The organism is Herbiconiux sp. SALV-R1, from assembly GCF_013113715.1.
In the GTDB taxonomy this organism is placed as follows: domain Bacteria; phylum Actinomycetota; class Actinomycetes; order Actinomycetales; family Microbacteriaceae; genus Herbiconiux.
This window is the reverse complement of sequence record NZ_CP053344.1, coordinates 3,219,885-3,231,598: the sequence shown is the minus strand read 5'-3', so window position 1 is coordinate 3,231,598 and position 11,714 is coordinate 3,219,885. Positions and strand designations below refer to the sequence as shown.

The following is an 11,714-nucleotide window of genomic DNA, read 5'->3' as shown; positions in this document are numbered from 1 at the left end:
GGCATATGCGATCGATCTGGAAGGGCGCGATCACCTTCGGCCTGGTCAACGTGCCGGTGAAGGTCTACGGTGCGACGGAAGACCACGACATCTCGCTGCATCAGGTGCACGAAGCGGATGGGGGGCGCATCCGGTATCAGCGCCGCTGCGAGATCGACGGCAAGATCATCGACTACGCCGACATCGCGCGGGCCTACGACGACGGGGAGCGCACCGTCATCCTCACCAAGGACGACCTGTCGTCGCTGCCCGAGGAGCGCAGCCGTGAGATCGAGGTCGTGGAGTTCGTGCCGAGCGAGCAGATCGATCCGATCATGCTCGACAAGAGCTACTACCTCGAGCCCGACTCGAAGTCGCCGAAGGCCTACGCGCTGCTGCGCAAGACGCTCGAGACCACCGACCGCACCGCGATCGTGCACTTCGCCCTGCGGCAGAAGACCCGGCTCGGGGCGCTGCGGGTGCGCGGCGACGTGCTCGTGCTGCAGTCTCTGCTCTGGGACGACGAGGTGCGCGAAGCTGCCTTCCCCGCGCTCGACGAGCCCACGCGGGTGTCGTCGCAGGAGCTCGAGATGGCGATGTCGCTGGTCGACCAGTTCTCGAGCGACTTCGCGCCCGAAAAGTTCACCGACGACTACCAGGAGCAGCTGCGCACGCTCATCGAGGCCAAGCTCGAGGCGGGCGACGCCGTCGACACCGACGAGACCTTCGGGCGCAAGCCCGGCGAGGAGGACGGCGGGGGAGAGGTGCTCGACCTGATGGAGGCGCTGCGGCGCTCGGTCGACAAGAGCCGCGGGGGAGGGTCGGGGTCGGGGTCGAAGTCGTCGGGGTCGGGAACGTCGCGATCGTCGTCGCGTTCCGGGTCGAAGGGATCGGTCGACGAGAAGAAGGCGCCGGCCAAGAAGGCCGCCGCCAAGAAACCCGCCGCCAAGAAGGCCCCCGCGAAGAAGTCGACCAAGGCCTCCTGAGCGACGTAGCCTCGTCTACTCCCCGACGTCCTCCAGGCTGCCGCGCGTGGGACCCTCAGGGTCGAAGACGGCGCAGAGCACGAGGCGGTCGTCGTAGTCGGTCCAGGTGGTCTCGTTCGGGGCGGCGTAGGTGAAGTCGTAGAGCGAGTCGTCCCAGGCGATGCCGGTGAAGTCTTCGAAGCGGTCGAGGCAGCCCTCGTCGGCCGCGTAGCCCATGCGGTCGTCGCCCGGGTAGGCGCCGTCGGCGGTGTCGGGCACCTCGAACTCGTCGTAGACCTCGTAGTCGTGCGCCTCGTCGCAGTCGACGACGTCGACCGCCCCGTCGCCGGGCTCGGGCTCGAGGAAGCAGTCGCCGACGCCGTAGGCGAACGGTGCCCCGCCGGGTTCGCCCGGCGTCTCGCCGCCCTGCCCGGGGCCGGGGTTCTCGCCCGTCGAGGGGCCCGACGGGCCCGACGAGCTCCAGGAGCCTCCCGATGCGACGGCCGACCCCGCGGCCATGGCGAGCACGCCGAAACTGATCGTGAACGCCGGCACCGTCACCACGATGCCGACGAGAAGACCCAGCACCAGGGTGGAGCCGCCGACGATGAGGCCGGCCAGCGCCGCGGAGTTGCGGTAACCCGCCCGGCGCGATTGCTGCAGCGCGATCGCCGAGATCACGATGCCGGCGACGTTCACGACCAGGGAGGCGCCGAGCCCCACGAAGCCCAGGGTCTTGTCGGGGTCTTCGGGCCGGCCGGCCGCCGGCGGCCGGGCCGCTGGGTTGTACTCGCTCATCGTTCTCCCTCGTCGGCGCTCGTCATCGTCATCCTGCCGTGCCCGGGCCGGGCTCCACCATCGTCGGCTCCTCCTGGGAGTCGGAGTCGGAGTAGGGGTGGGCGTCGGCCCGGTGCGACCGGTGCCTCGTCACGACGCGGCGCGGCAGCGCGACATCCGTCTGCCCGGTTCGGTACGCATCCCGCACGCCGAGCGCTGTGCGCGCACCGTCGACCATGGGGTGGAAGAACGCGTCGCGGTAGCTCGCGTTGGTGGTGGCCGACACGAGGAAGTTGAGCGACGAGATGCAGCTGAGGAACACCGCGGTCTTCAGCAGCGCCCAGGTGAACGGCACTTCGACCCCGGCGAGCTGCACGAACATCAGGCGATCGCCCACCCACTCGTGCAGCACCTCTTCCGACAGGGCGAGGGTGCCGAGGAGCACGAGGATGACGCACACGATCGCGGAGAACAGCAGCGTCTGCAGAGCGAGGGCCACGACGAGTCCGGCCTGCAGGTTGAGGCGCTCGCCGCGCGAGAGCGGGGGTGCGCCGGAGGGTTGCGTGCCGGCGGGGCGCTGCTCGAGCTCGCGCATCTCGGCGCGGCTGATCGGCACCACGAACAGAAGGCCGAGCACCCCGAAGAAGGCGGCGACGGCGAGCAGGCGCTCGGCCGACATGGTGCTCGTCACCTCCCACACCGGGCGGGAGAAGAAGGCGAACACGATGACGAGCATGAGGATGGGCAGGGCCCGCGTGACGAGCGCTCCGACGGCCGCCGTCTGCCGCCAGGCGGTGGAGAAGGCCGAGGCCACGAGCGAGCCCGCGCCGAGCCAGGTGAGGGCGAGGCTGAGCGCCGTCAACGCGATGTGCGAGGCGGCGATGGCCGCGCCCGCGGTGGGGGACTGCCAGACGCCCACCGCGACCGGCACCGCCACGAGGAAGAGCAGCCCCACCACGATCGCGAGCGGGACGGCCGATCGGGGCGCGCGGCGGAGCAGAGCGGCCGTGAGCACCCCGGCGACCACGGGCACCGCGAGGATGACCAGCACGACCAGCACCACCAGCACGCCCAGCACCACCACGAGCGACGGGTTCGCGACCTCGATGCTGAGGCGAGCGCGCACGAGGCCCGAACCCGCCACCGAGACGACCAGCAGGAAGACGAGGAACGGGAGTGTGCGCGCGAGCAGGAGGTCGCTGCGGGCCTCCCGTCGCACGAACGCGGGGAGTCCTCTGCGGCGCAGCCAGCGCTCGATCTCGCGCTCGGCTCCGCGATCGCCCTGCCCGGTCATGCGCACCCCCGCTTCGATTCTGTCACCCGGGCTCGCGGACGACGTCGCGGCCGACGGTCGGATGCGCCTCGGTCCTCCAAAAATCTGTGGTTCTTCTCCTTCTCACCCGAGCGCTTAGGTGGCTCGCCGCGCCAGCGCGACCCACTGGCACACGAGCACGGCAGCGGCGACACCCGCCGCCGGCCAGGTGCCCGCGGCTGCCGGCCACCCCGTCACGAAGAGCCCGAGCAGCAGCGACACCAGGAACGCCCCCACGACCGCCAGGGCGGTCACCACGAGCAGCACGACGAAACGCCCAGGGTGGGCCGATGCGAGCCGCGCGACGCCGCGCGGGCTGCCGGTGGCGATGAGCGGGCACCCGACGGCCGCCACGACGGGCAGGAGATAGGGCGCGACGACCCCCACGACCGCGCAGACCACGCCCGTGACGACGACCCACCCGACGGTGCGTCGGATCGTGGGCGCGCCTCCGCCTGAGCCTGCGCGGGATGCCGTGCCCGTGCCGGCCGCGCTCTCGCCCAGGGTGGATGCGGCGGCGTCCGCCGCGCCTGCCGCTGCCGCCGCAATTGTCGGCGAGGCGCCTGCGCCTGCACCAGTCGGGCGCGCCGCCGCGCGAGACGCGAGCAGCCACAGCGTGATCGTCGCCGCGAGGAGGGCGAGCGCCGAGGCCACCGCGAGGAGCACGCCCGCGCTCGAGAGGGCGAGGGGCGGCGAGACCGCGACGAGAGCGGCCTGCAGAGCGGCGTGCGCGACGACCACGAGCGCGAGCCACCCGCCGGCTCGCGCCAGCAGCCGCCACCCGCCGATGCCCCGCACCGGAGGCGGTGGTGCCCCCGTCACGAGCGGGCCGCCTCGTCGAGCACCGACTGCAGTGGCCCGGAGAAGACCTGCGTGCCGTCGACGAGCACCGTGAGCTGCGCGTCGTCGGCCGTGCTCGAGGTGACGTCGATGGTCTCGCCGTCGACGGTGCTGCCCGCGCAGGAGATGTCCGTGCCGTCGACCGAGCACACGGGCGCTTCGAGCACGTCGACGTCCTTCTCGAGCAGCACGTCGATGGCAGCGAACCGCACCTCGGCGAGCTCGTCGCCCCCGACGGGCGCGAGCGCGGAGATCTGCGAGCACCCGCCCAGCGCGAGCACCGCCAGTGCCCCCGCAGCGACGGCGCCGGTGACGGCGACAGCCCGCCCTGCGCGGCTCACGACCGCCCCTCCGCCTCGGCGAGCCGAGACTCGTGCTGCAGGAGGCGCGTGCGCTCCACCATGTGCTGCAGCTCGAGCTGCGCGTCGGTGATGCCCTCGAGGTCGAACGGAGCGGGAAGCAGCAGCTCGGTGTTGCGGTCGAGGGGCGACCCCCGGCGCATGAGCGGCGTCTCGGCCCAGTCGTTCGAGGCGAGCTCGCGACTGCGGGAGGCGAGGTCGAGGTACGACCCCGAGGAGCCGGGAACCGCATCCGCCGCGTGGTCGACCACGGTGGTGAACAGCGACAGGGTGCCGTCGCGGTTGTCGACGAGCTCGACCATCTGCTGCTGCTGCGGGAAGTCGATGCAGGATGCTGTGGTGATCTCCCAGAACCCGCCTCCGCCCGGCGCACGGTGGGCGAGGATCTGGTTGAGGTGCGTGTGCCCGTTCAGCCAGCCGACCACCACGGGGAACTCCAGCAGCATCGCCACGAACACCTCGGCGCCGTGCAGCAGCTCGTGCTGTCCGGGACGGTGGGCGCGGTTCTCGAGGGTGTCGCTGTTGTGGTGGCTGAGCACCAGAACCAGCTTGTTCTCCTCGGTCGCCGTCTCGAGCTCGCCCCGCAACCAGCGGAACTGGTTGTCGGGCACCGCACCGTCGGGCCCCGCCACCTGGTTGCAGGTGTCGAGACCGAAGGCGCGCACGGTCGGGCTCAGGTCGGCCTTCCACCAGGTCTCGCCGCTCGCGAGGTTGTGCTCGGTGAAGCCGTGGCCGACGGGGCCCGGGTCGGGCTCGGTCTCGAAGTGCTGCTCCATGAACTCCCGCTGGCTGAACAGCGCGCGGGAGGGGTCGGCGGGCACGCTCTTGAACCCGGGGCGGAGGCCGAGGGCGAGGCCGAGGGCGTCGAGGGCCCGCTGGGCGGCCCCGGTCTGGGCGGCGTAGCCCGCGACGGCGGCGCTCGCCGTACCCTCGAGTGTGTACGACTTCTGCCCGCCGACGGCGAGGTCGCGCAGCTGCGAGTCGAGACCGAAGGTGCCGAGCAGCAGCGTCTCGTGGTTGCCGTAGACGGTGTACCAGGGCGCCGGGAGCCCGACCGACTGCACGGGCTGGGCGATCGACTGGTCGAGCAGCTCGGGCAGGGTGGGAAAGCCGTAGTCGCCGAACGACCCGCCCGCGGGGTCGCCCGGCCGGTAGGCCCAGACGGCCTCGGCCCAGGCCTGCACGCCCTCGAAGGTGTCGCTCGTCTTCGGGTCGACCGAGAGCCCGTCGAGCAGGTCGATGTACCAGCGCAGCTCGCGGTGCGAGTGCATGTCGGCGCTGTCGCCGGTGACTATGACGGCGCCCATGGGTGCTCCCGTGAGGGGGCTGTAACGCAGGTCGGAAAACGATTTCACGGTGGAGGCCGTGACGTGGGGGCTCAGCGGGTCTTGCGGATGGAACGCGGAGCCCCAGGCGGAGTGGTCTTGCACGATCATCGGTTCGATGCGCCCGGGCGACTGGGCGTCGATGACGTGCATGTCGGAGAGGTGGCCGAGGTAGAGCAGCGAACGGCGCGCGGCGACACGGCCCGCCTCCGGCGCGCGGCCGAGCACATCGAGGCGCGGCAGGTAGGGCTCGCCCGGGCCGGTCACGAGCGTGCGGTACGACCCCTTCTGCACGGCGCCCTGCAGGATCGTCTGCTGCAGGGTGCTCGGGGCCGCGGCCGCTGCGGCGGCGGGGTCGACGGCGGTGGCGGAGACGAGCGGATGCTGCGGAGTGGCGCCCGCTCCGAGTGGCGAGGCCTGGCCCGCCAGCGCCGGCCCGAGCACCTCGCGGGGGATGGCGCTCGCCGCAGCGAGTGCGCCGACGGCAGCGATGAACTGACGCCGAGACAGTCCGGGCACGGGAATCCTTCGGGGGTGGGGTAATCTGACACTAGCGGCGAGCCGTGCCGTGCCCCGCCCCCAGATCAGGGGACGCGCAGCTCAGCGCCGGCAGCGTCGGCAGCGCCCGCAGCGCAGCGACGCCCCCGCCCTCAGCCCCCGAACCCCCACCGCGGGTAGAACAGCCCGAACGCCTGCCCGAACACGTACTCGATGGTCGCCGACTCGTGCCCGGTGCCCTCCGAGATGACGAGGTTCGACCGCATGCCGGCCTCCCCCGCCGCCACGACCAGGGTGCGCGTGGCGGTGAGGTAGGGCTCGTCCTCCGACCCGTCGCCGAACACGGCGAGGGTGTCAGCGTAGAGCGCAGCGGTCGCGGGGTCGGCGGCGCCCGCGGCGAGGATCGTCAGCGGCTTCGCCGCGTCGTACGCCTCCTGGTCGCCCCCGAAACCCTCCTCCAGCGTCTCCCGCTCGCTGCCCAGATCGGGTTCGAGCTCGCCCGAGATGTCGATCACCCCGCCCCAGGTCTCGGGGTTCGCGGCAGCCGACGCGATGGCGCACTCGCCGCCGTTCGAGAACCCGGCGATGGTCCAGTTCTCCCGCCCCGGCAGCACGTTGAAGTGCTCCTCGATGAAGGCGGGGGCGTCGACGTTCACGTAGCTGAAGGCGTCGCCCTGGTAGCCGTCGACGCAGAGCGGGTTGTTGCCGCCGTCGCCGCCCAGGTGGTCGATCGACACCACGATCGGCGCGAGCCCGTCGTGCTCCGCGGCGAAGTCGTCGAGCACCTCGCCGATGTCGGCGACGTCGGGCGCTCCCGGCTGCCCGCTCAGAAAGACGACCACGGGGAGGGCCGGGGCATCCGCGAGCCGCGCAGCGGGGGGCAGGTACACGACGGCGTCGCGCGGGTGGAAGTCGGGGTCGCTCGCCGGGATCGCGACGGTGCCGTGCGCGCTCTCCGCCGGCATCGAGACGGGCGCGCTCCACCACTCGGTGAACGGCCCGCCGGGGTTCTCGGAGTGCGGCGCGAGCGAGGCGAGGTCGAGCGGCTGCTCCACCTCGATGTCGAGCAGGTCGCCGAGGTTCTTCAGAATGCCGAAGTCGGCTGAGATGCCGAGCGTCGCCGTCCACGCGAACAGCGCGATCGCCCACACCGCGACCACCTTGCGCCACCAGCGCGAGCGCCACAGGTTCACCACGGCGAGGGCAACGGATGCTCCTGCCGCCACGATCCACAGCCGCGCCGTGATGGTCATCGGCGAGTTGAACAGGTCGAGCACGTCTTGCACCACGAAGGTGGCGGCGAGGGCGAGCACCGTGCCGGCGAGGAGAGCGGATGCGGCGGTGACGACCCAGCGCCGCGTCGGCCGTCGCAGCAGGAGATAGATGAACACCGCGGCGGCGAGCGCGTACGTGCCCCAGAGGAACGGGCCGTCGACGATGCGCAGGTGCAGCAGCGCGTCGCCCATGTCGCCCTCCTCGGTCGTCGGGGCGGCCGGTCGCTCCCAGTAGAATTGTCGCTGATCCAGCGCGAGCAGCCGGCCGCGCGGAGATAAATCGGAGCCACTTCATGCCTGCATCCCGTCTCGATTCCGTCATCGCCCTCGCCAAGCGCCGAGGCTTCGTGTTCCCGACGGGAGAGATCTACGGCGGCACCCGCTCCGCGTGGGACTACGGACCCCTCGGCGTCGAGCTGAAGGAGAACATCAAGCGCCAGTGGTGGAAGTTCATGGTGCAGGGCCGCGACAACGTCGTGGGTCTCGACTCCGCCGTCATCCTTCCTCGCGCCGTGTGGGAGGCCTCGGGTCACGTCGAGGTGTTCACCGACCCGCTGGTGGAGTCGCTGCACACGCACAAGCGCTACCGCGCCGACCACCTGCTCGAGCAGTACGAGGAGAAGCACGGCCACCCGCCCGTGAACGGTCTCGCCGACATCCGCGACCCCGACACCGGGCAGCCGGGCTCGTGGACCGAACCGAAGAACTTCTCGGGCCTCATGAAGACCTACCTCGGCGCGGTCGACGACGAGTCGGGCATGGCCTACCTCCGCCCCGAGACCGCGCAGGGCATCTTCGTCGACTTCAACGCGGTGCTGAACTCCTCGCGTCAGAAGCCCCCGTTCGGCATCGGCCAGATCGGCAAGAGCTTCCGCAACGAGATCACCCCAGGCAACTTCATCTTCCGCACCCGCGAGTTCGAGCAGATGGAGATGGAGTTCTTCGTCAAGCCGGGTGAAGACGAAGAGTGGCACCAGTACTGGATCGACCAGCGCTTCCAGTGGTACACCGACCTCGGCATCGACCCCGAGAACCTGCGCCTGTTCGAGCACCCTGCCGAGAAGCTGTCGCACTACTCCAAGCGCACCGTCGACATCGAGTACAAGTTCGGCTTCACCGGCAGCGCCTTCGGCGAGCTCGAGGGTGTGGCCAACCGTACCGACTTCGACCTTTCGACGCACTCGAAGGCCTCGGGCACCGACCTGTCGTACTTCGACCAGACCACCGGCGAGCGCTGGACCCCTTACGTCATCGAGCCCGCAGCCGGCCTCACCCGCTCGCTGATGGCCTTCCTCGTCGACGCGTACCACGAAGACGAGGCGCCCAACACGAAGGGCGGCGTCGACAAGCGCACCGTGCTGAAGCTCGACCCGCGCCTCGCGCCGGTGAAGGCCGCGGTGCTGCCGCTGTCGCGCAACGAGGCTCTCTCGCCGCTCGCTCGCACGCTCGCCGCCGACCTGCGCAAGAACTGGAACGTCGACTTCGACGACGCCGGCGCCATCGGCCGCCGCTACCGCCGTCAAGACGAGGTGGGCACCCCGTTCTGCATCACCGTCGACTTCGACTCCCTCGACGACAACGCCGTGACCGTGCGCGAGCGCGACACCATGGGCCAGGAGCGCATCTCCCTCGACCGCCTCACCGGCTACCTCGCCGAGCGTCTCGTCGGCGCGTAAGCGCCGAGCGGAGGCGCAGTGGCGCGTAAGCGCGCGCCTCTACGAAGACGCCGGATGCGCGTGGAACTCCCACGCTCATCCGACGTCTTCGTGTGTGCGGCCGGGCCTCAGCGCTTCGCGCGGTTCGCGAAGCGCTGCTGGAGCATGACGGCGATGACGATGATGACACCCTTGGCGATGGCCTGAACCGAGGTCGACAGGTTGTTCTGCGTGAACACGTTGGTGAGGGTCGAGAAGATGAGCACGCCGAGCACGGTGCCCATGATGGTGCCGCGCCCGCCGATGAGGAGGGTGCCGCCCACCACTACGGCTGCGATGGCGTCGAGCTCGTAGAGCGTGCCGTGCGTCGAGGTGCCGGCCGTGGTGCGCGCCAGCATCATGACGGCGGCGATGCCGGCGGTGAGCCCCGACAGGATGTAGACGTACATGAGGTGGCGCTTCACCTTGATGCCCGCCAGTCGGGCCGCCTCGAGGTTGCCGCCGATGGCGACGGTGCGGCGGCCGAAGGTCGTGCGGTTGAGCAGGAACCAGCCGGCGGCGACGACGAGCACGAAGATCCAGATGAGCACCGGCACGCCGATGAACTCGCCCCGCATGGCCGACAGGAAGCCCGGCTCGATGACGATCTGGGTGGTGCGGTTGGCGAGCACCTCGGCGAGGCCGCGCGCTGCGACGAGCATGGCGAGGGTCGCCATGAAGGCCACGACGTTGCCGTAGGCGATGACGATGCCGTTGATGAGTCCGGCGGCGCCGCCGACGGCGAGGGCGACCACGACCATCACGATCCAGTTCGTCGACGAGGCGAACTGCTGCACCCAGGAGAGGGTGGCGACGACCGTCGCGAGGCCCATCACCGAACCCACCGAGAGGTCGATGCCGCCCGCGGTGATGACGAAGGTCATGCCGATGCTGATGACGCCGATGATGGAGGCGAACCGCACGATGGTGAGGATGTTCTCCCAACTGGCGAAGCGGTCGCCGGCTGTGATGGTTCCCACCGCGAACAGCACGAGCAAGGCGATGACGAGTCCGAGGCTGCGGCCGGCCGAGCCGCCCAGCACGCGGTTGAGGGTGGAGCGTGCGCCGTCGGTGCGCGGTGCGGCGGTCTGGGTGCTCATGCGGCACTTCCTTTCATGACGAGGTCGAGCACCCGGTGCTCGTCGATGGAGTCGGCGGGGCTTTCGTGGATGATGCGGCCGTCGGCGACGACGAGCACGCGGTCGGAGAGCCCGATCACCTCGTCGATCTCGCTGGAGATGACGACGATGGCGGTGCCCTGGGCAGCCAGGGCGCGGATGAGGGAGTAGATCTCGGCCCGGGCGCCCACGTCGACGCCTCGGGTGGGTTCGTCGAGCAGCAGCACGCGGGTGCCGTGCACGAGCCAGCGGGCGAGCAGGATCTTCTGCTGGTTGCCGCCCGAGAGCGTGCGCGCGGGCCGATCGGGGTCGGCGGGCCGCAGCTCGAGCGCTTCGAGCTGCGTGCGGGCCACCTCGCGCTCGGAGCGCTCGCGCAGAACCCCGCCGCGTGCCCAGCGCCCGAAGCTCGCCAGGGTGACGTTGCGGTAGACCGGCTCGTCGAGGATGAGCCCCTGGCTCTTGCGCTCCTCGGGCGACAGGCCCATGCCGGCGTGCACCCCGGCGCGCACCGATCCGGCCGGGATGGCCTTGCCGTCGACCGAGACCCTGCCGCGGCTGCTCTTGCGGGCGCCGTACAGCGTCTCCACGATCTCCGAGCGGCCTGAACCGACGAGCCCGGCGAGACCGACGATCTCGCCCGCGCGCACCGTGAAGTCGACACCGTCGAAGACCCCGTCGAGACCGAGCCCGTCCACCGTGAGCACGACCGGTGCGTCGGCGGCGAGGGGTACCCGGTCGGGGAAGACGTTCTCGAGCGAGCGGCCCGTCATGAGGCGGATGAGCTCGTTGGTGGGCGTCTCGGCCACCGGGAGGTTCGTCGCCACCGTGGCGCCGTCTTTGATGACCGTGATGCGGTCGCCGATGCGCCGGATCTCCTCGAGCCGGTGGGAGATGTAGATGACGGCGATTCCCGCCGCGGTGAGCTCGCCGACGACCCGGAACAGGTTCTCCACCTCTTCGGAGTCGAGCACGGCCGAGGGCTCGTCCATGATGATGAGCTTCGCGTCGTGCGAGAGCGCGCGCGCCATGCTCACGATCTGCTTGTTGGCGGCCGAGAGCGTGCCGACCTCGCGCCCGGGTGCGATGCCGGGGTGACCGAGCCGCTGCATGAGCGCCGCAGCATCCTTCGCCGTGGTGCGACGGCGGGTCACGCCCGCGGTGGCGTGCTCGTGACCGAGGAAGATGTTCTCGGCCACCGAGAGGCCGTCGACGACGTCGAGCTCCTGGTACATGGTCGCGATGCCGGTGCGGATGGCCGTGACGGGGTCGCCGAGGCTGATGGGCTCCCCGTTCCAGCGGATCTCACCGCCGTCGGGCTGGTGGATGCCGGAGAGCGTCTTGATGAGGGTCGACTTGCCGGCGCCGTTCTGACCGAGCACGCAGTGCACCTCGCCCGGCCGCACCTCGAGGTCGACGCCGCGCAGGGCGCGCACGCCCGCGAACGATTTCTCGAGCCCCCGCACCTCGAGTAATGACTTTTCATGGTCGACTTTGATCACGGCATCAACATAACAGACGGCCGTGGTTTCCACTTACGTCGATGAACAAAAATAAGTTGATCTGCTTCGTACTA

10 protein-coding genes are annotated in these 11,714 nt (G+C 70.6%); 2 read left to right on the top strand and 8 right to left on the bottom strand.

From position 1 onward, the window contains the following. Positions 1-5 precede the first annotated feature (5 nt). Entirely contained in the window at positions 6-965 is a 960-nt protein-coding gene (gene ku, locus HL652_RS15455) for a non-homologous end joining protein Ku (RefSeq protein ID WP_171706131.1), read from the top strand. A 15-nt stretch (positions 966-980) separates the two neighbouring features. Here the strand turns inward: ku and HL652_RS15450 are convergent, their stop codons facing one another. The 6 genes from HL652_RS15450 to HL652_RS15425 form a co-directional block, all read right to left on the bottom strand. Next, the gene (locus tag HL652_RS15450) at positions 981-1,742 is read right to left on the bottom strand and encodes a DUF4190 domain-containing protein (RefSeq protein ID WP_171706130.1); all 762 of its coding nucleotides are present in this window, start codon (positions 1,740-1,742) and stop codon (positions 981-983) included. Between the two features lie 28 nt (positions 1,743-1,770). Next, on the bottom strand, positions 1,771-3,015 hold the full coding sequence (locus tag HL652_RS15445) for a hypothetical protein (RefSeq protein ID WP_171706129.1): 1,245 nt from the start codon (positions 3,013-3,015) through the stop codon (positions 1,771-1,773). A 114-nt stretch (positions 3,016-3,129) separates the two neighbouring features. Beyond that, positions 3,130-3,855, bottom strand: a complete 726-nt coding sequence (locus HL652_RS15440) for a hypothetical protein (RefSeq protein WP_171706128.1) — start codon at positions 3,853-3,855, stop codon at positions 3,130-3,132. Continuing rightward, the gene (locus HL652_RS15435; protein WP_171706127.1) at positions 3,852-4,214 is read right to left on the bottom strand and encodes a hypothetical protein; all 363 of its coding nucleotides are present in this window, start codon (positions 4,212-4,214) and stop codon (positions 3,852-3,854) included. The genes HL652_RS15440 and HL652_RS15435 overlap by 4 nt, the downstream gene beginning before the upstream one ends. Further along, positions 4,211-6,076 (bottom strand): TIGR03767 family metallophosphoesterase, encoded by a 1,866-nt coding sequence (locus HL652_RS15430; protein ID WP_171706126.1) that lies wholly within the window; start codon positions 6,074-6,076, stop codon positions 4,211-4,213. The genes HL652_RS15435 and HL652_RS15430 overlap by 4 nt, the downstream gene beginning before the upstream one ends. 131 nt (positions 6,077-6,207) lie before the next feature. Next, positions 6,208-7,521 (bottom strand): alpha/beta hydrolase, encoded by a 1,314-nt coding sequence (locus HL652_RS15425; RefSeq protein ID WP_171706125.1) that lies wholly within the window; start codon positions 7,519-7,521, stop codon positions 6,208-6,210. 101 nt (positions 7,522-7,622) lie between these two features. On the opposite strand from HL652_RS15425, the gene HL652_RS15420 reads away from it, so the two are divergent. Beyond that, positions 7,623-9,005: a glycine--tRNA ligase gene (locus HL652_RS15420; RefSeq protein WP_171706124.1), complete on the top strand. Its 1,383-nt coding sequence runs from the start codon at positions 7,623-7,625 to the stop codon at positions 9,003-9,005. Positions 9,006-9,112: 107 nt separating this feature from the next. Here the strand turns inward: HL652_RS15420 and HL652_RS15415 are convergent, their stop codons facing one another. Together HL652_RS15415 and HL652_RS15410 are read right to left on the bottom strand one after the other, a co-directional pair. After that, positions 9,113-10,123: an ABC transporter permease gene (locus HL652_RS15415; protein WP_171706123.1), complete on the bottom strand. Its 1,011-nt coding sequence runs from the start codon at positions 10,121-10,123 to the stop codon at positions 9,113-9,115. Further along, on the bottom strand, positions 10,120-11,640 hold the full coding sequence (locus HL652_RS15410; RefSeq protein ID WP_253743335.1) for a sugar ABC transporter ATP-binding protein: 1,521 nt from the start codon (positions 11,638-11,640) through the stop codon (positions 10,120-10,122). Before HL652_RS15410 ends, HL652_RS15415 begins: the two co-directional genes overlap by 4 nt. Positions 11,641-11,714 lie beyond the last annotated feature (74 nt).

Excerpts from the sequence above, each read along its gene's own strand:
- ku (WP_171706131.1), top strand. The coding sequence starts at position 6 with ATGCGATCGATCTGGAAGGGCGCGATCACCTTCGGCCTGGTCAACGTG.
- HL652_RS15450 (WP_171706130.1), bottom strand. The coding sequence starts at position 1,742 with ATGAGCGAGTACAACCCAGCGGCCCGGCCGCCGGCGGCCGGCCGGCCC.
- HL652_RS15445 (WP_171706129.1), bottom strand. The coding sequence starts at position 3,015 with ATGACCGGGCAGGGCGATCGCGGAGCCGAGCGCGAGATCGAGCGCTGG.
- HL652_RS15425 (WP_171706125.1), bottom strand. The coding sequence starts at position 7,521 with ATGGGCGACGCGCTGCTGCACCTGCGCATCGTCGACGGCCCGTTCCTC.
- HL652_RS15420 (WP_171706124.1), top strand. The coding sequence starts at position 7,623 with ATGCCTGCATCCCGTCTCGATTCCGTCATCGCCCTCGCCAAGCGCCGA.
- HL652_RS15415 (WP_171706123.1), bottom strand. The coding sequence starts at position 10,123 with ATGAGCACCCAGACCGCCGCACCGCGCACCGACGGCGCACGCTCCACC.